Origin of the sequence: Haemophilus sp. SZY H36 (assembly GCF_018829625.1) — a bacterium.
In the GTDB taxonomy this organism is placed as follows: Bacteria; Pseudomonadota; Gammaproteobacteria; order Enterobacterales; family Pasteurellaceae; genus Haemophilus; species Haemophilus haemolyticus_K.
This window is the reverse complement of the sequence record NZ_JAHKKA010000003.1, coordinates 224858-248289: the sequence shown is the minus strand read 5'-3', so window position 1 is coordinate 248289 and position 23432 is coordinate 224858. Positions and strand designations below refer to the sequence as shown.

Annotated in this window: 21 protein-coding genes and 2 pseudogenes; 12 read left to right on the top strand and 11 right to left on the bottom strand. The window is 39.3% G+C overall.

The genetic code is table 11. The features are described 5' to 3' along the window. Window positions 1-4: 4 nt before the first annotated feature. Window positions 5-616, bottom strand: a complete 612-nt coding sequence (clpP, locus tag KP713_RS07220) for an ATP-dependent Clp endopeptidase proteolytic subunit ClpP (RefSeq protein WP_258183412.1) — start codon at window positions 614-616, stop codon at window positions 5-7. 96 nt (window positions 617-712) lie between these two features. Further along, the gene (gene tig / locus KP713_RS07215) at window positions 713-2011 is read right to left on the bottom strand and encodes a trigger factor (RefSeq protein WP_215770266.1); all 1299 of its coding nucleotides are present in this window, start codon (window positions 2009-2011) and stop codon (window positions 713-715) included. Window positions 2012-2293: 282 nt separating this feature from the next. On the opposite strand from tig, the gene KP713_RS07210 reads away from it, so the two are divergent. The 5 genes from KP713_RS07210 (at window position 2294) to KP713_RS07190 (ending at window position 6042) form a co-directional block, all read left to right on the top strand. Further along, window positions 2294-3439 (top strand): porin, encoded by a 1146-nt coding sequence (locus KP713_RS07210; RefSeq protein WP_106014308.1) that lies wholly within the window; start codon window positions 2294-2296, stop codon window positions 3437-3439. Between the two features lie 123 nt (window positions 3440-3562). Then, window positions 3563-4099 (top strand): DNA topoisomerase family protein, encoded by a 537-nt coding sequence (locus tag KP713_RS07205; RefSeq protein WP_215770265.1) that lies wholly within the window; start codon window positions 3563-3565, stop codon window positions 4097-4099. A 15-nt stretch (window positions 4100-4114) separates the two neighbouring features. Then, complete coding sequence (gene tsaC, locus KP713_RS07200; protein ID WP_215770264.1) at window positions 4115-4666, top strand: L-threonylcarbamoyladenylate synthase type 1 TsaC; 552 nt, start codon at window positions 4115-4117, stop codon at window positions 4664-4666. Window positions 4667-4669: 3 nt separating this feature from the next. After that, entirely contained in the window at window positions 4670-5488 is an 819-nt protein-coding gene (aroE, locus tag KP713_RS07195) for a shikimate dehydrogenase (RefSeq protein WP_215770263.1), read from the top strand. Next, window positions 5485-6042 (top strand): DNA-3-methyladenine glycosylase I, encoded by a 558-nt coding sequence (locus KP713_RS07190; RefSeq protein ID WP_215770262.1) that lies wholly within the window; start codon window positions 5485-5487, stop codon window positions 6040-6042. The genes aroE and KP713_RS07190 overlap by 4 nt, the downstream gene beginning before the upstream one ends. On the opposite strand, the gene KP713_RS07185 is transcribed toward KP713_RS07190, so the two are convergent. Beyond that, entirely contained in the window at window positions 6039-6803 is a 765-nt protein-coding gene (locus KP713_RS07185; protein WP_215770261.1) for a glycosyltransferase family 2 protein, read from the bottom strand. The genes KP713_RS07190 and KP713_RS07185 overlap by 4 nt on opposite strands. Window positions 6804-6865: 62 nt before the next feature. On the opposite strand from KP713_RS07185, the gene waaA reads away from it, so the two are divergent. Genes waaA through rep form a run of 4 tightly spaced genes read left to right on the top strand, consistent with a single transcriptional unit; the run spans window position 6866 to window position 10846 of the window. After that, entirely contained in the window at window positions 6866-8149 is a 1284-nt protein-coding gene (waaA, locus tag KP713_RS07180) for a lipid IV(A) 3-deoxy-D-manno-octulosonic acid transferase (RefSeq protein ID WP_215770260.1), read from the top strand. Further along, the gene (gene coaD / locus KP713_RS07175) at window positions 8146-8616 is read left to right on the top strand and encodes a pantetheine-phosphate adenylyltransferase (RefSeq protein WP_046949399.1); all 471 of its coding nucleotides are present in this window, start codon (window positions 8146-8148) and stop codon (window positions 8614-8616) included. The genes waaA and coaD overlap by 4 nt, the downstream gene beginning before the upstream one ends. Continuing rightward, the gene (locus KP713_RS07170) at window positions 8613-8825 is read left to right on the top strand and encodes a YceK/YidQ family lipoprotein (RefSeq protein WP_005644190.1); all 213 of its coding nucleotides are present in this window, start codon (window positions 8613-8615) and stop codon (window positions 8823-8825) included. Before coaD ends, KP713_RS07170 begins: the two co-directional genes overlap by 4 nt. A gap of 5 nt (window positions 8826-8830) precedes the next feature. Further along, entirely contained in the window at window positions 8831-10846 is a 2016-nt protein-coding gene (rep, locus tag KP713_RS07165) for a DNA helicase Rep (protein ID WP_215770259.1), read from the top strand. Between the two features lie 187 nt (window positions 10847-11033). On the opposite strand, the gene KP713_RS07160 is transcribed toward rep, so the two are convergent. The 7 genes from KP713_RS07160 to KP713_RS07130 all read right to left on the bottom strand — a co-directional run bounded on the left by KP713_RS07160 (window position 11034) and on the right by KP713_RS07130 (window position 20190). Continuing rightward, window positions 11034-12647, bottom strand: coding sequence for a type I restriction-modification system subunit M (locus KP713_RS07160; RefSeq protein ID WP_215770258.1), 1614 nt, complete (start codon window positions 12645-12647; stop codon window positions 11034-11036). Beyond that, complete coding sequence (locus tag KP713_RS07155) at window positions 12644-13804, bottom strand: AAA family ATPase (RefSeq protein WP_215770257.1); 1161 nt, start codon at window positions 13802-13804, stop codon at window positions 12644-12646. Before KP713_RS07155 ends, KP713_RS07160 begins: the two co-directional genes overlap by 4 nt. A gap of 70 nt (window positions 13805-13874) precedes the next feature. Continuing rightward, window positions 13875-15227: a restriction endonuclease subunit S gene (locus KP713_RS09060; RefSeq protein WP_215770256.1), complete on the bottom strand. Its 1353-nt coding sequence runs from the start codon at window positions 15225-15227 to the stop codon at window positions 13875-13877. A gap of 20 nt (window positions 15228-15247) precedes the next feature. Then, window positions 15248-15889 carry a restriction endonuclease subunit S gene (locus KP713_RS07145; protein WP_252346329.1) on the bottom strand — a complete coding sequence of 214 codons (642 nt, stop codon included), beginning with the start codon at window positions 15887-15889 and terminating at the stop codon, window positions 15248-15250. 24 nt (window positions 15890-15913) lie between these two features. Further along, window positions 15914-16270, bottom strand: coding sequence for a Fic family protein (locus KP713_RS07140; protein ID WP_215770255.1), 357 nt, complete (start codon window positions 16268-16270; stop codon window positions 15914-15916). Between the two features lie 31 nt (window positions 16271-16301). After that, window positions 16302-16928 carry a Fic family protein gene (locus KP713_RS07135; RefSeq protein ID WP_215770254.1) on the bottom strand — a complete coding sequence of 209 codons (627 nt, stop codon included), beginning with the start codon at window positions 16926-16928 and terminating at the stop codon, window positions 16302-16304. A gap of 274 nt (window positions 16929-17202) precedes the next feature. Continuing rightward, window positions 17203-20190 carry a type I restriction endonuclease subunit R gene (locus KP713_RS07130; RefSeq protein WP_215770253.1) on the bottom strand — a complete coding sequence of 996 codons (2988 nt, stop codon included), beginning with the start codon at window positions 20188-20190 and terminating at the stop codon, window positions 17203-17205. An 87-nt stretch (window positions 20191-20277) separates the two neighbouring features. Here KP713_RS07130 and KP713_RS07125 point away from each other — a divergent pair. Both KP713_RS07125 and KP713_RS07120 read left to right on the top strand, forming a co-directional pair. Next, window positions 20278-20930, top strand: a pseudogene (locus KP713_RS07125) (IS1595 family transposase). Between the two features lie 21 nt (window positions 20931-20951). Continuing rightward, window positions 20952-21071, top strand: a pseudogene (locus KP713_RS07120) (NADPH quinone reductase MdaB); the annotation flags it as partial. Window positions 21072-21134: 63 nt separating this feature from the next. Here the strand turns inward: KP713_RS07120 and rimO are convergent. Continuing rightward, window positions 21135-22472, bottom strand: coding sequence for a 30S ribosomal protein S12 methylthiotransferase RimO (gene rimO / locus KP713_RS07115; RefSeq protein ID WP_215770252.1), 1338 nt, complete (start codon window positions 22470-22472; stop codon window positions 21135-21137). 151 nt (window positions 22473-22623) lie between these two features. Here rimO and KP713_RS07110 point away from each other — a divergent pair, with 151 nt between their 5' ends. Next, window positions 22624-23340, top strand: a complete 717-nt coding sequence (locus KP713_RS07110) for an MgtC/SapB family protein (RefSeq protein WP_215770251.1) — start codon at window positions 22624-22626, stop codon at window positions 23338-23340. Window positions 23341-23432 lie beyond the last annotated feature (92 nt).

Genomic DNA, 23432 nt, shown 5'->3' with positions numbered 1-23432 from the left:
TTCCTTAACGTTTAATTAAAACTTCATCAACTAAACCATATGCTTTTGCTTCTTCAGCTGACATAAAGTTATCACGATCTGTATCTTTCTCAATTCGTTCGATACTTTGCCCAGTATGGAATGCTAGACGATCGTTTAAAGTGTGTTTAATTTTCAAAATTTCTTGTGCATGAATTTGAATATCCGATGCTTGACCACGGAAACCGCCCAACGGTTGGTGAATCATCACACGCGCATTTGGTAATGCTGCTCGTTTGCCAGCGGTTCCGCCAGCAAGCAAGAATGCGCCCATTGAGCATGCCTGACCGATACAAAGTGTTCGAATATCTGGCTTAATAAATTGCATTGTGTCGTAAATAGCCATACCTGCGGTCACAGAACCACCGGGAGAGTTGATATAGATATTGATATCTTTAGTTGGATCTTCAGACTCTAAAAAAAGCAGCTGAGCCACAATGAGATTAGCCATACGATCTTCAACTTCACCACTGAGGAAGATCACACGCTCTTTTAATAAACGGGAATAAATGTCGTATGAACGCTCGCCACGCGAAGTCTGTTCAACAACCATAGGAATTACACTCATTTTCTTACCTTTTTCACTAAAATTACTAATTATTTTACTCTAAATAACCTACAAATAAAAATGCGGTCGCTTTTGTTAAAAAGAGCGACCGCACTTTTACTCAATCATAACGATATTAATTAATCATTATGCCTGTGGATTCATAATTTCATCAAAAGAAGAAACTTTTTCAGTAACTTGTGCTTTAGCAAGTACCGCATCCACCGCTTGTTCTTCTAATACTACGTTACGAATATTGTTCATTAACTCTTCGTTTTTGCTATAGTATTCAACAACCTCAGCTGGTTGCTCATAAGCTGATGCTATATCTGCAATCATTGCTTTAGCGCGTTCTTCATCAGCTTTTAATTCATTAGATTTAATCACTTCAGAGAATAATAAACCTACTTGAACACGACGAGTTGCTTCCGCTTCGAATAATTCACGTGGTAACTGTGCAGCTTGTTGTGCATTGCCACCAAAACGTTGAGCCGCTTGATTGCGTAATACATTAATTTCTTCTTCTACAGCAGAAGCTGGCACTTCAATTGGATTTTGTTCAATTAAGCCATTGATTACTTGTTGTTTAACACGTGAAACTAATGCATTTTTCAATTCACGTTCCATATTCTTACGAATTTCTACACGTAAATCTGCAACAGATTTAGTATTCGGACCGAACTTAGCAACAAACTCATCTGTTAACTCAGGTAACACCATGTTTTCTACTTTTTTCAAAGTGATTGCAAATTTTGCCGCCTTACCTTTTAAGTTTTCTGCATGGTATTCAGCAGGGAAAGTTACATTAATATCAAATTGCTCACCTGCTTTATGGCCTACGATACCATCTTCAAAACCAGGAATCATACGACCTTGTCCCATAAATAATACGAAGTCAGATGCTTTACCGCCTTCAAACTCTTCGCCATCTACAGAACCAATAAAATCAATAGTTACGCGATCATCTGCTTTCGCTGCAGAGTCGGTTTCTGCCCAAGTTGCTTGTTGTTTACGTAACACATCAACCATTTTATCAATATCAGCTTCTGTGATTTCAACAGTTGGTTTTTCAACTTTAATATTCTCTAAACCTTGTAATTTAACTTCTGGATAAACTTCAAAAGTTGCGGTGAAAACTAGATCCTTACCCTCTTCAAAAGTTTCAATACCAAAAGTTGGGCGACCTGCGATATTAATCTTTTCTGCAATCACGGCATCAAAAAAATGACGTGGTAATAAATCGTTTAATACATCTTGACGGATTGATGCACCGAAGCGTTGTTCGATGATGTGTGAAGGAACATGACCCTTACGGAAACCATCTACACGCACATTTTTTGATGCACGTTTAAACTCTTCACGAACTGCTTTAGATAGAGTTTCAGCTGGAACGGTGATCGCTACACGGCGTTCTAAACCTTGAGTTGTTTCAATATTTAATGACATTTGTTACCTCAATTAATTTGCACTCGGTAAAAATCCACACCGAACACGTTTGTTAAATAAAATAGGACGCTCAATTATAACGAAAGAAATCTAAGCAGTCGATATGAGACAGATGAAAAGTTGTATTTTAATGGCTTTTTTATATATATGTTTTACGTGATAATTTGATCGTGAATTTACAAATTTGCTTGATTATTTCTAATGTGGTGAGTAAACTTGAAAAAGTTCAATATATTTTAAATATATTTATTTCTTAACGTTTAATAAAAAGGAAAGCAAATGATGAAAAAAACATTTCTCGCTTTAACAGTAGCGGCATTGGCTGCAAGTTCTGCACAAGCTTACAAATTCCAAATTCAAGAAACTGGTACTGATATTGATTTCAATGGCTCTTTACGTGTGAAATGGGAAAGTACCTCTAATACCACAGATACTTATGGTAGTACACCTAGTCAGAAAAAAGATCATATTAATCATGCTGTTTCTAATAATGGTTCACGTTTTGGTTTCAAAGTGAAACAAAAATTAACTGATGATTTCTATGCTTTAGGTCGTGTTGAGTGGCGTTTACGTGGAGAAGCTGATTCTCAACATGATTTTGATCATCTGTATACGCGTATCCTTTATGCAGGTTTTGGTTATAAGCATACGGAGAAACAATTTAGTGAATTAACTTATGGTAATATGCCAACTATCACTGATGAAGTAAAACGTACAGATTTAGCTAATACTTATAGCTTATCTGATGGTTTATTAGATAGCGCTGCTCGTCGTGCAACTCAATATACTTATACTTCAGAATATGAAAATGGTGATAAAGTAAGAGCAGGTATTTACTACGGTGGTGCTAGCAAACGTGGTGATACTAATCTAGATTTAAAAAATCCTCGTAAAAATGTTTGGGGTGTAGGTTCTATTTACGAGCACAAAATTAATGATATTCAAAGTGTAAGTTTTGGTGCAGGCTTTACGCGTGAAATTTCTGCGAATACAAACGCTAATAATTCATTTGCAACAAATGCTTATTCTTTAGGTGCATCTTACACATTTGTAAATACAACTTATGGTATTGATCTTGAACGTCAAGTTACTAACCATAAAGGTGGTTATGATAACAAAAATACCAAGAATGAAATTCGTACAATTGTTCTTCAAAAATTCAATAACCCATGGACCTATAATAATGATTTAAATGTATATGCGATGTATGCATATAAAACAGATAAGGATCATACTGGTTCTCGTACAGAAAAAACTAAAAATCAATTTATGGTGGGAACAGAGTACTACGTATATAAACAAGGTTCTATTAAGGTTAAACCATTTGTTGAATGGCAAGCAACACGAACCAAAACTCAAGAAAATGGTGTAGAAACTAGCAAAGCGCACGATTATAAAACTGTTGTAGGTTTACGTGCTTATTGGTAATCTAGGACTGTAATTGAGTGTGAGCGGGATATTGTAAAATATCCCGCTTTTATTTTATTGAATATTGACGAGAAAACCTAAGCTTGTAGAATCAATCATATTGGTAAATAAAGTGATCAGTTTATGGTAGAAACACTTTTTCAACGCATAAAGCATGAAGAGCTTTGCCCTCAATGTGGTTCGCCTTTGCAAATTAAACAAGGCAAAAAAGGGCTGTTTTTAGGTTGCTCTGCTTATCCTGAATGTGATTATTTGCGTCCTTTGCAACGATCGGAGCATAAAGTATTAAAAACACTTGATGAAATTTGCCCGAAGTGCGGTAATTTATTGCAGTTGAAACAAGGTAGTTTTGGGATGTTTATTGGTTGTAGCCATTATCCTGAATGCGATTTTGTGGTGCGAGAAGAATCTGAGACTGAGGAAAAAATTACTTGTCCTGAATGTAAAACGGGGCATTTGATTTCTCGTCGGGGTCGCCAAGGAAAAATTTTTTACGGTTGCAATAATTTCCCTAAATGTAAATTTTCTTTGCCTGCCAAGCCTTATGCCGTGCCTTGCCCAACGTGCCATTTCCCGCTTTCTTTGTTAAAAAGCGAAGATAGGGAAAAACAAATTTTCCAGTGTGCAAATAAAACTTGCCGTCATATTTTTGAGCAATAAAAGTAAAAGAGTAAAATGAATAGAGAACAAATTGCCGAGGCGCTTCGACAAAATCAAGTGGTTGCGTATCCCACTGAAGCTGTGTTTGGCTTGGGCTGTAATCCTCAAAGTGAAAGTGCGGTAAAAAAATTACTTAATTTAAAGCAACGCCCAGCAGAAAAAGGGCTGATTTTGGTGGCGCCTAGCTTAGATTTTTTCCGTCCTTTTGTCGATTTTGAGCAGATTAACGATGAACAGCTTTCTCGCCTGAAAGGTAAATATGAACGTCCCACTACTTGGATTGTGCCAGCAAAATCGACCATCCCGCATTTTCTCACGGGCAAATTTGATAGCATCGCAGTACGCTTGTGCGATCACCCTTCTGTGAAAGCCTTGTGTGAAATCACGGAGTTTGCATTAACTTCGACTAGCGCAAATCTGACTGGTGAGTCACCTTGCCGTACCGCCGATGAAGTGCGGTTACAATTCGGTGCAGATTTTCCAGTATTAGATGAAATGGTAGGCGGGGCGTTCAATCCATCCGAAATTCGAGACTTGCGTACAAATCAACTTTTTAGACAGGGATAATTTATGGATCTTTATGCTGTGTGGGGCAATCCGATTGCGCAAAGTAAATCCCCATTGATTCAAAATAAGTTAGCCGCGCAAACGCATCAAACAATGGAATACATTGCAAAATTAGGTGATATTGATTCTTTTGAACAACAGCTTTTAGCATTTTTTGAGGATGGCGCGAAAGGTTGCAATATTACTTCGCCTTTTAAAGAACGTGCCTACCAGTTGGCAGACGAATATAGCCAACGAGCAAAATTGGCGGAGGCCTGCAATACGCTAAAAAAACTCGATGATGGTAAACTTTATGCGGATAATACCGATGGGATTGGTTTGGTAACGGATTTACAACGTTTGAATTGGCTTCATCCAAATCAACGCATATTAATTCTAGGAGCAGGTGGAGCAACAAAAGGCGTATTATTGCCACTTTTACAAGCTCAACAAAATATCCTCCTTGCCAACCGCACTTTTTCGAAAGCCAAAGAATTAGCTGAAAGATTTCAGCCTTACGGCAATATTCAAGCTGCCTCAATGGATTCTATTCCGCTACAAACTTATGATTTGGTGATTAATGCGACTTCAGCTGGATTAAGTGGTGGAACTGCTCCAGTTGATACTGAAATTTTAAAATCGGGCTCGGCTTTTTACGATATGCAATATGCGAAAGTCATAGACACGCCATTTATCGCATTATGCAAAAGTTTGGGTTTAACCAACGTTAGCGATGGCTTCGGGATGTTGGTCGCGCAAGCAGCACATTCTTTCCATTTATGGCGAGGCGTAATGCCAGATTTTGTGGTGGTTTATGAACAGCTTAAAAAGGAGATGTTATGATTACTCGATGTCCTTGGGTTGGCGAACAACCTATTTATATTGATTATCATGACAAGGAATGGGGAAAGCCTGAATTCGATAGCCAAAAGCTATTTGAAAAAATTTGTTTGGAAGGGCAGCAAGCGGGGCTTTCGTGGATTACAGTTTTGAAAAAACGTGAATCTTACCGTGTAGCCTTTCATCAATTTGATCCGAAAAAAATCGTAAAAATGACCGCACTTGATATTGATGCTTGCATGCAAAATACAGGATTAATCCGCCATCGAGCCAAGTTAGAGGCCATTGTCAAAAATGCGAAAGCTTATTTGGTGATGGAAAAGTGCGGTGAAAATTTCAGTGATTTTGTTTGGTCATTTGTCAATCATAAACCGATTGTGAATGATGTGCCTGATTTGCGAACTGTACCTGTTAAAACAGAAATATCTAAAGCTCTTTCTAAAGCTTTAAAAAAACGTGGTTTCGTCTTTGTTGGCGAAACCACGTGCTATGCGTTTATGCAGTCTATGGGATTGGTGGACGATCATTTAAATGATTGCCCTTGCAAAACTCGCTAGTGTTTATGCTGATCGCGCTCCCATAAATCTGCGTATTTTACAAAGGTTGAATGCGCTGATAACACTGCTAATAAAAATCCTTGTTTGCCATCTAAAAAACCCGCTTTTAACAAATACATCTTCACAAAACAACCGAGCGCATGCGTGATTCCTTGCCAAAGTGTGGCTTTTTTTCCTTTAGCTTGGCGTTGATCTGCCCAGGCTTTTGCATAACCCGCTGATTTCACTAGATAATGATGAATGCTTTTATAAGTGAAATGTTCTAAATCCCCCGTTAATTTTTCTACTTTTGTCCCAGCTGGAAATTCGACTTTTTCATGTACAAGCGAATCGTTATATTGCGCATAGTTTGTGCGGTAGAGGCGAACCACATAATCGGGATACCAGCCTGAATGGCGAATTTCACGCCCAAATACCTCACTCACTCGTGGAATTTCATAAACGGTATTTTCTCGATCATTTTTAACTGCATTTAAGATAGCCTGTTGTAGCTTGGGCGTAACGCGTTCGTCAGCATCTAACCAGAGTACATAATCACTGGTTACATATTGTTGGGCTAATTGGCGTTGTTTACCAAAGCCCGGCCAGTTGCTATTTTCATAGAATTTTGCTCCATAATTAAGCGCAATTTCTTTGGTATTATCTGTGCTGCCAGAATCTAGAATGATAATTTCATCCACCCAATCTTTTACGGTATCTAAGCAATTCGCTAGGTCTTGTGCTTCATTTTTTACAATCATCGCAACGCTAATTGTAGGCATATTTTCAATCCTTTTTTTGCTATACTAGCCGAAATTTTTTCAAGTATAACCGAATTTCATTTATGTGGCGTTTTTTTTATACGAGCTTGATGTATCTGATTCAACCGTTGGTGCTGCTCTTTATGTGGCTACGCGGATTTAAGGCTCCGAATTACCGAAAAAGGCTTGGTGAGCGTTATGGTTTTTATGCCTCACTGACACCTCCTAAGGCTGGAGGTATCGTTATTCATGCGGCATCAGTGGGTGAGGTTATTGCTGCTACACCACTCGTGCAAAAACTCCAACAAAATTACCCGCACTTACCGATTACTTTCACTACGGTCACCCCTACGGGTTCTGATCGTGTCAAAGCGGCTTTTGGCGATAGCGTTTTCCATTGCTATTTGCCTTACGACATACCTTGCGCCATTAATCGTTTTATTGACTTTGTTCAGCCAAAACTTTGTATTGTGATTGAAACCGAACTTTGGCCAAATTTAATTCAACAATTTTATCGCCGAGACATTCCTTTTGTGGTGGCAAATGCCCGCTTGTCTGCTCGTTCAGCGCGCCGTTATGGAAAAATTAAACCGCATTTGCAAAATATGTTTTCACAAATTGATTTAATTGCACCTCAAGACAAAATTAGTAGCAATCGTTATTTGGATTTAGGTTATCGCAAAGATAAATTGAAGGTGACGGGCAATATTAAATATGATCTCTCCATCACTGATGAGTTACGTGAAAAGATTGATGCTTTACGAGCACTTTGGGTAAAAAATCGTCCAATTTGGATTGCGGCGAGTACCCATGAAGGCGAAGAGCAAATTATCTTACAAACACATCGCCAATTATTGGAAAAATACCCAAATTTATTGCTATTGCTCGTTCCGCGCCATCCAGAGCGTTTTAATATGGTGGCAGATTTACTTAAAAAAGAAAAATTCCAATTTATTCGCCGTTCGACAAATGAGTTACCAAATGAAAACACCCAAGTGATTTTAGGCGATAGCATGGGCGAACTGATGTTGATGTATGGTGTTTCAGATATTGCTTTTGTGGGTGGAAGTCTTGTGAAACATGGTGGACATAATCCACTGGAACCTCTTGCATTTAAAATGCCAGTGATTACCGGCAAGCATACTTTCAATTTCCCCGAGATATTTCGAATGCTGGTGGAAGTACAAGGTGTGCTGGAAGTTAATTCAACAGCAGATGCCTTAGAGCGCGCGGTAGAAGCCTTATTAAATTCAAAAGAGGCGAGCGAACGTTTAGGCAATGCTGGCTATGAAGTGCTGATGGAAAACCGTGGTGCATTACAGCGTTTGTTAGATTTATTAAAACCTTATTTGGAGCGTAATGTATGACGAGTGTGATTTATCCCGGTACTTTTGATCCGATTACGAACGGTCATTTAGACATTATTGAAAGAAGTGCGGTGATTTTTCCTCGTGTTTTAGTGGCGGTGGCGAATAGCCCAAGCAAGAAACCGCTATTTTCGTTGGATGAACGCGTAGAGCTTGTGCGTCAATCTGTTGCACATTTATCCAATGTGGAGGTTTTTGGCTTTTCTGATTTGCTGGCTAATGTGATTAAACAGCACAATATTTCCGCCATTATTCGCGGCGTACGCACAACAACAGATTTTGAATATGAACTTCAATTAGCTGCCCTTAATCGTTTACTCACAAAAGGCGTAGATAGTTTGTTTTTCCCACCCGCAGAAAAATGGGCATTTGTTTCTTCCACCATTGTGCGTGAAATTTATTTGCATGGTGGTGATGTCGCTGAGCTAGTTCCTGTACCTGTGTTCAATGCGTTAAAAGCACGATGATAAAAACCTTTATTTTTTTGACCGCACTAATCGCTTTATCTGGTTGTGGTTCCGTGGTTAAACTTATCGATCCAACAGAAAAATATACCGCCTATGCAGGGGCTGCTTATGATCTTGAAATGGCCCAACAATGGGGATTGCCAATCTTAGATTTGCCTCTCTCATTTTTATTAGACACCGTATTACTGCCCTATGCGTGGGCCCAATAATTCTTATGAAACTCAATCCTCAACAACAACAAGCCGTTGAATATGTGACAGGCCCTTGCCTTGTACTTGCTGGTGCAGGCTCAGGCAAAACTCGCGTAATCATTAATAAAATTGCCCATTTAATTGAAAAGTGCGGTTATTCTCCGAAACAAATTGCCGCTGTTACTTTCACCAACAAGGCCGCACGCGAGATGAAAGAGCGTGTGGCACATTCCATTGGCAAAGAGCAATCTAAAGGCTTGCTTGTATCCACTTTTCATACGCTCGGTTTTGACATTATTAAGCGTGAATATAAAGCGCTTGGCTTTAAATCAAATATGACCTTGTTTGACGAACACGATCAATTTGCGTTGTTAAAAGAGCTAACCGCAGATGTATTAAAAGAAGATAAGGATTTATTGCGTGAGTTAATTTCAGTGATTTCTAACTGGAAGAATGATTTGATTTCGCCAAAACAGGCATTTGCGTTGGCGCGTGATGCTAAATATCAAACTTTTGCAAAATGTTATGAGCGTTACGCCACACAAATTCTAGCTTACAATGCCCTTGATTTTGATGATTTAATTATGTTGCCGACATTGTTGTTCAAGCAAAATGAAGAAGTGCGGTCAAAATGGCAGGCAAAAATTCGTTATTTGTTGGTGGATGAATATCAAGACACCAACACCAGTCAATATGAACTGATTAAACTTTTAGTGGGTGATCGCGCTTGTTTCACTGTGGTGGGCGATGATGACCAATCTATTTATTCGTGGCGTGGCGCACGACCAGAAAATATGGTGCGTTTACGCGATGATTTCTCTCGTTTGCAAGTGATTAAGCTGGAGCAAAATTATCGTTCAACTCAACGCATTTTGCATTGCGCCAATATTTTGATTGATAACAATGAGCACGTGTTTGATAAGAAACTCTTTTCAGTTATTGGTGAAGGGGAAAAATTGCTTGTTATTGAGGCAAAAAATGAAGAACACGAAGCCGAGCGGATTGTCGCCGAGCTGATCGCCCATCGTTTTAGCCGTAAAACCAAATATAAAGATTATTCGATTTTGTATCGAGGCAATCATCAATCCCGATTACTCGAAAAAGTACTGATGCAAAACCGTATTCCTTACAAAATTTCGGGCGGTACTTCTTTTTTCTCCCGTGCAGAAATTAAAGATATGATGGCGTATTTACGCTTGGTGGTGAATCAAGATGATGATGCAGCATTCCTGCGTATTGTGAATACACCGAAGCGTGAAATTGGCACTGCGACGTTACAAAAACTTGGGGAGTTGGCTCAAGAAAAACACATTAGTTTGTTTGACGCTATTTTTGAGTTTGAACTTATTCAACGCATCACGCCAAAAGCCTATGATTCATTGCAAAAATTTGGCCGTTGGATTGTAGAGCTTAATGATGAAATTCAACGTTCTGAACCAGAACGTGCAGTACGTTCAATGTTATCTGCAATTCATTATGAAGAATATTTGTACGAATACGCGACAAGCCCTAAAGCGGCAGAAATGCAAAGTAAGAATGTCGCCACGTTATTTGACTGGGTTGCGGATATGTTAAAAGGCGATGAAATCAATGAGCCGATGAACCTTAATCAAGTGGTAACCCGCTTGACATTACGTGATATGTTAGAGCGAGGCGAAGACGATGACGAGAGCGATCAAGTTCAACTGATGACATTGCACGCATCTAAAGGATTGGAATTTCCTTATGTTTATTTGATCGGTATGGAAGAAGGCATTTTGCCCCACCAAACCAGCATTGATGAAGACAACGTGGAAGAAGAACGCCGATTGGCTTATGTGGGGATCACAAGAGCGCAAAAAGAACTCACTTTTTCCTTATGCCGTGAGCGCCGTCAATATGGTGAATTAGTTCGCCCAGAACCCAGCAGATTTTTAGCTGAATTACCCAATGACGATGTGTTATGGGAACGCGATAAACCAAAATTAACCACCGAGCAAAAACAAGAAAAAACACAAAACCAACTTGATCGATTAAGAGCGATTTTGAAAGGAGGCTAGAAAATGGCTTTAAATGAAAAAATAATGGGGAGAAAGTGCGGCTAAGTTTTAAAGTGTTTTTATCAACAATTTCGTACACTATACCATTGATGATGAAAAGAAAAGTAGCCGCCTCCTTTTTATTTTATTAGCACTGGTTGATTTCCATTTTTTTGAATGCTTATTTCAATCGGCTTTTTAATAATACTCAAGGCAGTAGAGGTAATCCTAGCTCCTTCAAAAATGCATTGTGCTTTTCTGTAGCTTCTCTAATTTTTAAATCCAAACCCACTAAGATCTTATGGTTAGCACCTAAATCAACCTCCTCCTCAATAGGGGTATTGTTGACATAGCGGGCAATATTCAGATTGTAGCCGTTATCTTCAATTTCCTGCATAGATACACGGCGGGAGTAGCCTTGTTCTTCTTTGCGGTATTGGTAACAGTCCACGATTTTATCGATATATTCGCCTGTCAGACGGTTTTGGCGTTTGCCTTTTTCAAAATAATCGGCGGAGTTGATAAACAAAACATCGTCTTCTTTTTTACAGTTTTTCAACACCAAAATGCAGACCGGAATGCCTGTTGAATAAAACAAATTGGCAGGCAGCCCGATAACGGCATCAATATTGCCGTCTTTGAGTAGTTTTGTGCGGATTTTTTCTTCCGCGCCTCCACGGAACAACACACCGTGCGGCAGAATGATAGCCATCGTGCCGCTATCGCTCAAGAAATGAAAACCGTGCAGCAAAAAGGCAAAATCTGCTGCAGATTTAGGGGCTAGCCCATAGTTTTTGAAGCGGAAATCGTTTGCCAAATCCTCCTTCGGCTCCCAGCGGTAACTAAACGGAGGATTGGCAACAACGGCGTCGAATTCTAGTTTCTTAGCAGGGTTCATTTCATTCAAAATATCCCAATCGTTGAGCAAGGAATCGCCGTGATGAATGGTAAATTCTGTATCCTTTACACCGTGCAGCAGCATATTCATCCGCGCCAGGTTGTAGGTGGTAATATTCTTTTCCTGTCCGTATATTTTACCGATATACCCATCCGCTTCCGCCATCTGATGACGCACATTCAGTAATAAAGATCCTGAACCACAGGCAAAGTCCAGCACATTGTCCAGCTTTTTCTTTTTGCCGCTGGCTGGGTTTTGGCTGTCGAGCGTAACAATCCGCGATAAAATTGTAGAAACCTGTTGAGGGGTATAAAACTCGCCGGCCTTCTTGCCAGAACCGGATGCGAACTGGGCAATTAAGTATTCATAAGCATCGCCCAAAGCATCGCTATTGGTAGAAAACTCATTGATGCCTTCAGCGATTTTCTTGATGACCTCGCTTAATCGCTTATTTCGTTCTTCGTAATTTTTGCCAAGCTTTTCCGAATTTAAATTAATTTCGGAAAATAAGCCGCTAAACGTACTTTCAAAAGACTCGTTTTCAATATATTTAAAGCCATCTTGCAAAGTATTTAATAATTTACTGCTTTGAATTCGTGCAAGCTCAGCAATACTGCCCCAAAGAAACTCGGGCTTAATCACATAATGTACTTTACGGCGCATCTGTTTTTCAAAATCAGCGACAGAGTCTGCATTTTCTTCATACCACACGGCAAGCGGTGTGCGCTTGTCTTCATCACCCAATTGCGGATAATCTCGCCCCAATTCCTTTTGTGCGGCAAGCTCGTAGTTGTCGGACAGATAACGTAAAAACAGAAATGACAGCATATAGTCGCGGAAATCGTCGGCATTCATCGCCCCGCGCAGTTGGTCGGCGATTGCCCATAGTGTTTTGCCGAGTTGGTTTAATTGTTCTTGGGTCATAATTGACTCTCTTTAAATAAATTGGGTAATAAATCTTGGTGGAACGGATATGTGTCCAATAATTTTCTCAAAACCATTACAAAGTTTTCTTTATTTTCAGGCAGCATCTCTTTTGGCTCAAAAACAGAATAACCGCCATGATTGAGTACTGGAATCAGACGTTCATAAAATTCAGCATCTTCTAGTTCTATACATTTTTTAAAGCCTGCCAACCCATGAAAATTTGCTGTTTTCTCCATAATATTGCGTAGAATATTGAAGTGATAAGGATATAGCGGTTCATCATTATCCAACGTATCTTTCAGCATTTTCAGCATGGCCACATGATACAAACTAGCAGTATCCCCTTCTAGTTTAATGAAATAGTATTTATCAGAAGTATTTTTGGATAGTAAATATCTCGGTGCTCGTTGTAATTCATTGCACAATACGTTAAAGAATAACCCGTGATGAGTAGAGATAATAAACTGAATAGGATCTTGAAGCCTGCCGTCTTTGTTATAGGATTTAAGTAATGTTGCTAAATTCTGAGCAACAGAAACGGCATAATTATCATCTAACGAAGAAATCGGATCATCAATATAGACATATTTCACCCATTCATAAGGCGAACCTTCTTCTTTGTCCAAGCTAAGTTGCAGGATGGCAAGAAAGAAACACCAAATGAAAAGATGCTCTTCTCCTCTAGATACTTTAATATTTTCATCTGGATTGTCAGGCAGGAAAAAAGAAACCTCCCATCTTTCAATTTCTTCTTTATCAGCCTCTTTTTTATGTTTCTCTTTAGTTATCCGAAAATCAAAATCTATATATTTTTGTAATAACGGACGAATACGGTTATCCAGTTCCAATTCCCAAATGCCCGCAAAAAACTTAGATGAATCATTCAATACCAATACTCGGTCAGTATCGTTGTCTAAATCGTTGTCCCAAAAAAATAAGTCTTCGGTAAAGGCATTAAAATACAACGTATCACGACTATTGCCTTGTTTCCCCAAATCTTTAAATGCCATTGATAAGCGTGTTTTCCCTGTGCCATTATGGGCAAAAATCAGGTGGCATTTGCTGTTTTGTTTTCTTAGTCGTCCCGCCAAGTCGTTTAAATCAACTAGGTCTTTGAACGGATCTTCGTTTTGCTGTGTGTTTTTGTTTACCATTGCGTTTTATTGGTTCTCAATTGGTTGAACCGACCATTTTCGTGATGCTGCAAAAATAGTCGCTGTTTCCTTATTGTATTTTAGGGAACAATTGTTGCATCAGTCCCTTCTTATGGTCTTTCAGACGGTCTATCTGTTCGTTTTCTTCTCTGATCAGTTTGTCCAGTGAAGACAGACAATCGGCTATGGCTTGTTGTTCTTTTGAAGAGGGAAGACAAATGCTTATATTTTCAAAAAAGTCTTGAACTGAAACATTTAGTAAACCATGATTTCTTGCCCCTTCCTGAGCTATTTGGCTGATTTCAGGATTTTGTAATCCTGTTTCGAAATAGTGTTCAAAAAATGAGCCGTATTCTAAGTGAAGCTCTTGAAGTCTAAAACAAATATAAAGAGTAGAAACAACACCTTTATCGTATAGTTTGAGTGGTTTAATCGCTCCCCAAGGATAGCCATTAGAATAACTTTTGTTATATGCAAAATCTCCTTTGTGCAATAAGTAATATCCTGTAATATTTTTTGCAGCAACAGATTTATTAAAAAACTCTAGTTGACTAATTAATCCATATTGTGCAGAAATAGTTAATACGTTTTGATTATTCTCTTTATTTTTTAAAGTTATTCTTTTGAATACATTACCTAATTTGACAACTTTCCAGCCTTCACAATCTTTAAATTGCGGAAATCTAAGTTTCGGATAAACTATTTGCTTGCTTGCTTGCTTGCTTGCTTGCTTGCTTGCTTGCTTGCTTGCTTGCTTGCTTGCTTGCAGGTCATTGTGGCTTGGGAATAACTGCTGCATCAAGCCTTTTTTATGCTGTTTTAAGGCGGCAAGTTTTTGTTCTCTTAAATTAATTAGTTCGTTGATTGATGAAAGGCAATCGGCGATTTTTTGTTGTTCTTTAATTTCTGGAAATGAAATTTCTATATTTTCTAACGTGGATTTATTAACAGATGGGACAGCGCCTGCAAAATAATTATTTAAATCTATAAGTTGGCTTAACTGATAAATAAAGTAATCATTTGCTTTGCCATTTGCTTTTAATGCTGCAATATTATTATCTATTAGGCATTCTGATTGAGTATAAGCTCGTCTATTTAGGCGTAATGCTTCCCCAATTTTTGCAAAAACAGTTGAGTTTTTAGGGATAATTTTTGCTTTTAATTTTGATACATCACTTTCATCCACATAATTTGCAGCTTTAGATAAATGTCCATTGGAATCAATAATAGATCTTGAAATATCACTAACTTTAAAAAAAGGATATTTTCCACTTTTTTTACCTTGTAATGCTTCTGGGAATACATTTCCTTGCAATACGTCACAAATAAACTTTAATTGTGTAACTTCCCACCCCAACGTCGTCTGAAACTTCGGAAACCGCAGTTTGGGCGTTACTCTTTTTTTGTTGTCTTGGTTATTCATTGTTTATCTCTGTCCTGTATTTATCCGACTGTAGGAAACAATTTCTGCATAAGACCCTTTTTATGCTGCTTCAAGCCTGCAATCGCCCGCTCTTCCAGTTCGATCAATTCGTCGATGGAAGACAGGCAATCGGCGATTTTTTGCTGTTCTTCAATTTTAGGCAATGCAATAGATAATGTGGAGGCTTGTTTATATGAGATAGATTTTCCATCTCGTAAACTATTATTCAGGCTATTCTGAATCTGTTGAATGAAGCTATCCTGTTTAAAATAAATTCGGAAAAAATAATTGTATATTTTTATCTTTGGATAAAGCACTACATAGGCGGGTGAAATAATTCCTTCATATTTCGAATACTCAAAACCACCTTCAAATGAGCGTAAGCTGATAACGAAATCTTCTGGCAAGACTAACTTATATCCACCCAAGTTTTTTCTGTCGCGAATAACAGATTTTTCCATCAATTCGTAAGGGATAACACCTTTATCTTGGGTCGCAGCTAAAACAGTTTTTCCTGGATTATTCTTTTTGCTTCTTTCAGCAAACAAATTCCCCAAAATATCTTTATTCCACTCCAACGTCGTCTGAAACTCCGGAAACCGCAGTTTTGGGGTAACACGTTCTTGTTTGTCGTCTTGTTTGTCCATGTTTGTTGTATTCATTGTCTGTGCTCTTTAAGTCTTTGCTTAGAAAATATTCAAATAACAGGTCATGACATACATCCTTCCACGTTTATTACCCGTTATTTTCTGCAAAATGCCCAACTTTTCAAATTCTTTTAACTGTGAATTGGCAGTTGATGACGATACGCCCAAGTTCTTTTCTACGTCTTGTGCGGTCTGTATCAGTTGTGTATAAAGCAGTTTCAGCAGGCTGTTTGCGGTTTCTGCCCGCTTACCCAAACTCATAACAACGGCATGCATTTCTTGTTGCAACGCTAGAATTTGACGGAAAACCTGACAGCCTTTTTTTGCCGTTTCTTCGACATCTTTTAAAAAGAATAAAATCCAATGTCTCAAATCATTCCGCAGGCGTACTGCCATCAATGCATCGTAATAGCTGGCCCGATTGCGCTCAAAAAAAATCTGATATATAGAAAGACGGTTTTTCCAATACGTCATGGCCAATTAAATACAAGGGGATCAGTAAACGCCCGACACGCCCATTGCCATCTAAAAATGGATGAATGGTTTCAAATTGGTAGTGGCTGATGGCGATACGGATAAGATGCGGCACAAATATGTCTTCATTGTGCCAAAACAGCTCCAAATCACCCATCAATTCAGGCACGTTCTCATAATGCGGCGGGATAAATGCTGCGTCCATTAAACTTGAACCGCCAATCCAGTTTTGACTGCTGCGAAATTCACCGGGCAGTTTTTCTTTGCCCCTTGCTCCGCTGATTAAAGTATGGTGTGTTTCTTTAAGCAGGCGGTTGGACAGCGGCAGTGTTTTTAGCCCGTCAACTGCTTGGTTCATGGCTTTGATGTAATGTTGTACTTCACGCCAATCATCGCGTTTTTCAGGTTGGATTTGATCTTCGGGCATTAATGCTTCGTCAAGCTGAGTTTGCGTGCCTTCAATTTTGCTGGATGTTTGTGCTTCTTTGGTGATATGCATTTGAATAAATAAGTCAATATCAGGCACAATCAGTGACAAAGCATTCAGTTCGCCCAAGGCTTTGGTTGCCCGCTCCAGCATAAAGTTGATTGTGGGATCTTCCCACGATCACGGCTTGTTGATGAGCGTCGGCTCAAAACTCTTGTATTGGTAGCGTTTTTCCCATTTGCCTGCTTTGAAGGTTTCGATTTTTTGTGTGGCTGACATAAATTCACCTTGATTTTGTGTTTTCCTTAAAATAACACACTTACTTATTTTGAGAAAACGCATTTTCTCAAAATAATAAATGATGTTATTTCGAGAAAACAGCTTTTCTCGAAATAAGAGTTGTCGTTATTTCAAGAAATCGCACTTTTTACTCATAAGCCTTCAATCCTGAGATCTCTTTGCCTTTTGCCAAACCTTTCAGCAAGGGGACAAGGTCTTCCATCAGGGCAAGCTCTTTCAAACGACGTTCTTTCCAGCTTAAATCTAGCGGCTCAAGCAGGTCGGTCAGTTTTTCACCGTCGAAAATCATTCTGTCTATGATTTCGTTGATGAAGGCGGACAAGGTTTCGTTAGCGATGCCGTGTTTTGCAGAAAGTGCGGTTAGTTTTTCGTTTGTTTTTGCCTGACGGAATGCCTGATAGCCTGCTTTAACGTCTTTTTCGCTTAGGGCTTCGCCTGCTCTTAAGCTGTCGATGTAGGCAATGATGTCGTCTTTTTCGTCCATCAGGTCGCTGCTAGAGGCAATCAGTTCGACTAATTGCTTTCGGCTCATCTGCTGTTTCTTCGGCTTGGATGTGTTTTCAGCAATCAAGCGCATAATGTAGTCGTAATCAATGATGGCGGATGAAAATAGGACGAATTCAAAATCCAGTTGTTCGATTTCTTGAGGTAAAACAGTGTCTTTCTTACCAGTTTTTTCTTTATAGCGTTGCGCCATATCCAGATATACGCCTTTGAAAGCACGTTGGGTATCGGTGGGTAGAATGGCTTCTATTTCTTGCTTTTGTTCTTCGCTTAAATCGGTGTATTGCCCAAGCTGGGTTTTGTAACGTTGTACTTCTTTAAATAGGTTAAGAAAGCCTGCGCGGGCGTTGTCGCCTTTAAGGTTATAAACCTCGGATGGTTCGCATGCTACGCCTTGCGATGACATGAAGTCTTCAAGTTGAGTCATGGCGTTTTGCAGTTTGGTCATGACGATTTCTGCGGAATCGACTATCCAGATTTCTTTGGCGCGCTCTGTATCCTGCCCTGAAAAGCGTTTGATGGCTTCATCTACCTGCGCCTCTTGTCCGCGAAAATCGAGGATATTGCCGTAGGGCTTGCTTGCGTTCAAAACGCGGTTAGTGCGGGAAAAGGCTTGGATTAAGCCGTGGTACTTGAGATTTTTATCGACATAGAGCGTGTTCAAATATTTGCTGTCGAATCCGGTCAACAGCATATCGACGACGATGGTGATATCGATTTTGTTTTTGTGCGCATAGTCTTTGTCGGGATATTGGTGGTCTTTGATGCGTTTTTGAATATCCTGATAGTACACATCGAATTCACCGATGCTGTGGTTGGTACGGTATTGGTGGTTGTAGTCTTCGATAATAGCTTTTAAGGCTGCTTTTTTGCCTTCTGGGTCAGTTTGATTATCGAATTTTTCCTGTTGTAAATCTTCCTGCATTTGAACGATGTCGGATTGGTTTTTGTGGTCATCTTTCTGCATTGACTGTGCAGGCGGCGAGAAAACGCAGGCGATGTTCAACGGCTCAAATTCGGGATTGTCTGCTTGCAGCTTAGCTTGGGCAGACTTGAATAATTCGTAATATTCGATGGCATCGTTAATGGACGCGGTAGCAAAAATAGCGTTGAAGCGGCGCTCGCCGCCCGTTGCTGCATCGTGTTTGCTTAAAATGGAATCGACAATTGCCTGTTTGGTGGCAGGATGGGTGGCGGAAACGGGTTTATCACCTTCGGCTTTGTAATAATCGATATGGAATTTCAAGACATTGCCGTCGTCAATAGCATTGGTGATGGTGTAGGCGTGCAACTGCTGTTCAAAGATGTCTAAGGTCGTCTGAAGTGTAGCATCCGTGCCATCAATACGTTTGTAACTGGCATTTTCTTCAAAAATCGGTGTGCCAGTAAAGCCAAACATCTGAGCTTTCGGGAAGAAGTTTTTAATCGCTCGATGGTTGTCGCCGAATTGGCTTCTATGACATTCGTCAAAGATAAACACCATTCGTTTGTCTTTGAGTGTGCTTAATTGGTTGTGGTATTTGCTGTTTTCTTTGAGCGCCAAGCCGAGTTTCTGAATAGTAGTTACGATGACCTTGTCAGCGTAATCGTCGGACAGCAGACGGTTTACTAAAGTTTGGGTATTGGTGTTTTCTTCAACGCAGCCTTCTTGGAAACGGTTGAATTCCTCACGGGTTTGGCGATCAAGGTCTTTTCTATCTACAACAAACAGACATTTATCGACATCAGGATTGTCTTTGAGCAGAGTTGAGGCTTTAAAGGAAGTCAGCGTTTTACCGGAACCAGTAGTGTGCCAGATATAACCATTACCGCGACTTTGATGAATGCAATCCACAATCGCTTTAACAGCATAAATTTGGTAAGGACGCATTATTAACAGTTTTTGCTCATTGGCAACTAATACCATATAACGACTGATCATTCTGCCTAAGGTACATTTTTCTAAGAATTTATCGGCAAAGTCGTAGAGATGGTTGATTTTATTGTTGGCTTCGTCTGCAAAATGATAAACGGGCAAAAAGCGTTCGTCTGCAGCGAAGCTAAAGTGTTTGTTTGAGTTATTAGCAAAATAATAGGTACTGCTTTCATTACTGACAATAAAAAGCTGCATAAAGCATAAAAGACTGTTACCGTAGCCGTTTCCCGTATCATTTTTGTAGTCGATAATCTGCTCAATGGCTTTTATCGGCGGAATTTGCAGGGTTTTTAGCTCGATTTGTACCAACGGAAGCCCGTTAATTAACAAAATTACGTCGTACCGGTGATAGCTATTATCAGTATTGATGCGCAATTGGCTGATGACTTCGTAGTCGTTTTTACACCAGTCTTTGATATTAACCAGAGTATAGTAGAGTGGAGTCTCATCTTCACGAATGAAAGTATTGGTCTCGCGTAGGAGCTTCGCAGCAGAAAACACATCAGGTTTGATGATTTCCAGTTTTAAGCGTTCAAATTCGCTATCAGTTAAACGGACGCGGTTCAATTGCTCGAATTTTTGACGGAAATTTTTTTCGAGCGATTCTCGGTCATAAATATCGGGACGGTGGGTATATTTTAAATCAATAAGTTTTTGAATGAACTTGTGCTCGATGGCTGATTCGGTGTAGGTCATGATAAAGTTTCAATAATTATAATTTTAATTATTTTAACATAAAAATAGGGACTGACGTAGATTAGCAAGTATGCTAGTCATATAAAAATGAAGATAATTCATTGTAAATTAAAGAAATCTATACAAAATAAGCTCCTTGAATTTTTTGTACTAAAAGTTACAGCCCGAGCAGCGGATGATTTACTCGGTATCCAAGCCAATTCAGCGATTTTGTTTCACTGAAAAATTCGTGAAGTCATTAGCTATCATTTAGCCCTTGAAACCGATGAGGTTTTTGATGGTCAAATTAAGCTTGATGAAATCTATTTTGGCAGTCATCGTAAAGGAAAACGAGGCCGAGGCGCAGCAGGAAAAGTTACCGTATTTGGTTTGTTAAAGCGACAAGGAAAAGTATTTACGGTAGTGGTAGAAAATACCAAAACAGAGACATTAACGCCTGTTATTGTGAGGAAAATCAAGCCTGATAGCTGGGTTTATACCGATACTTATCGAAGCTATGATGCCCTTGACGTGAGCAAATTTCACCACGAACGAATCAATCATTCCGAACTATTTGCGGTGAAACAAAACCACATAAATGGAATAGAAAATTTCTGGAGTCAGGCGAAGAGAATCCTCCGAAAATATAATGGAATCGATCGAAAAAACTTTCCTTTATTCTTGAAGGAATGTGAATTTGGTTTAACTTTGGAGCACCAAAAGAACAGCTTAAAATATTGAGAAAATGGTGTGGTATTTAGGGCTAATCTACGTCAGTCTCTAATGAATTCATCGGCTTAAGACGTCTGCCGACATTCTTATGTAATGATGTGATTAAAAATCCACAAATAGAACAATACTTAGCAGACTACCAAGCACACTTAGAAAAAGTATTTGGTTGATAGAAAAATCCATCTTCAATACGAAGATGGATTTTTTGTTTATTTCGTTGAGATTGTTGTTATTTAACAACTTCCCCACAAATCATATTCATCAGAATTTGTGATGGTTACTTTAATCACGTCGCCGACTTTGACATTGATTCCGCTTAAATTATCTACGTAAACTAACCCATCAACTTCAGGGGCATCTGCTTTAGATCGGCCAACAATGCCTTCTTCGTCAATTTCATCCACTAATACATCAAGAGTTTTACCGATTTTTTGTTTTAAACGGTTTGCAGAAATTTCCTGTTGTAATTGCATGAAGCGGTGGAAACGTTCTTCTTTCACATCTTCTGGTACTTGGTCAGCCATCTCTGTTGCAGGTGCGCCTTCAACGGGGCTGAATTTGAAACAGCCGACGCGATCAAGTTGGGCTTCTTTTAAGAAATCGAGCAATAATTGGAAATCTTCTTCTGTTTCACCTGGGAAACCGACAATAAAGGTGGAGCGCAATGTTAAATCTGGGCAAATTTCACGCCATTGTTTAATGCGTTCTAAAGTGCGGTCAATACTGCCCGGTCTTTTCATTGCTTTTAAGATTTTCGGGCTGGCGTGTTGTAATGGAATGTCTAAATATGGCAAGAGCGTGCCGTCTGCCATTAATGGAATTAAATCATCCACATGCGGATAGGGATACACATAATGTAAGCGAACCCAAATGCCAAGTTTGCCAAGCTGTTTACAAAGCGTCATTAAATCATTTTTAATTGGCATGCCATTCCAGAAAGCCGTTTTTACACCACCCTCTTGGCGTTTTAAATCCATGGAATAAGCGGAAGTGTCTTGTGATACCACAAGTAATTCTTTTACGCCTGCTTCAGCTAAACGTTTTGCTTCATCCAAAACTTGCGTAATAGAACGGCTTTCTAAATCACCACGCATAGATGGAATAATACAGAACGTACAACGGTGATCACAGCCTTCAGAGATTTTCAAATAGGCATAATGTTTTGGTGTGAGTTTCACGCCTTGTTTTGGTACCAAACTCGTGTAAGGGTTATGTGTTGGTTTTGGCACGTATTTGTGAACTTGCGCCATCACTGTTTCATAACTATGTGGGCCGCTGACTTCCAAAACTTTAGGATGCACTTCACGAATTTGGTCTTCTTTTGCCCCCAAACAGCCAGTCACAATGACGCGTCCATTTTCTTCTAATGCTTCACCAATCGCTTCGAGTGATTCCTGCACAGCGCTATCAATAAAGCCACAAGTGTTCACAATCACTAAATCGACATTTTCATAGCTTGGCACAATGTTGTAACCGTCGGTGCGTAGCTCCGTTAAGATTCGTTCAGAATCTACTAAGTTTTTTGGGCAACCAAGGCTTACAAAGCCAATGCTTGGGGTTGAATTTTGCATAAAATAACCGTTCTTTCGCTCTATAAAATTTCAAACGCAAGATTTTACTCAATTTTCGCAAGAAAGGCGATAAATTAAAGGCTTGGAAGGGTAAAGATTTTAAGCTAAGTGATGTAGAATAGACGATTATGTCGGACTCATTTTTATCATTATGGAAAATTCATCTTTATTTTTAACCGCACTTTTCGATCCTTATCACTTAATTATTTTTAGCAAAATGCTATTGGCGATGGTGCTTGGCAGTGTTATTGGCTTAGAGCGTGAGCTTAAGCGCAAACCTGTGGGCGTGAAAACTTGCGCCATTATTGCCGTCACCACTTGTGTGCTAACGATTGTTTCGATTCAAGCCGCAGAGCATTATGCGCAAGTTTCAGAAAATATTCGTACGGATCCGATGCGCCTTGCGGCTCAAGTGATTAGTGGCATCGGATTTTTAGGTGCGGGTGTGATTTTGCATAAGAAAAATGATGCGATTTCAGGTTTAACCACTGCGGCAATTATTTGGGCTTCTGCGGGGATCGGTATTGCTGCTGGGGCGGGTTTCGTATTCGATGCTGTGATCGCAACGGTGATGATTTTGGTGTCTATTCGATTAAGTCCGTTGGTTCAACGTTGGGTACATCGTAAATCACAACGTCGTCGGACAAAATTCAATATTCTTGTCAATGGTGCGGAAAGTATTGGAAAAGTCACTCAATTGTTAGTAAACAATCAGTATCGTATTGAACATATACAGGTGAAAGATCAAAGTAGTGGTGAAGTGCGGTTACAAATTCGCTGTTTTTCCATTGATTCCACAATGTTGAAAGATGCGTATGCATTGTTGAAAGCGGAAGAAGGTGTGATAAGTGTCGAAGTAGATAATTAGAAAAAGAGCGGTCAAGTTAAATTTTCTTTTAAATTGACCGCTCTTTTTTATTTCTTATTTAATTTCTTTCGCAAAATGTAAATTTCCATGAA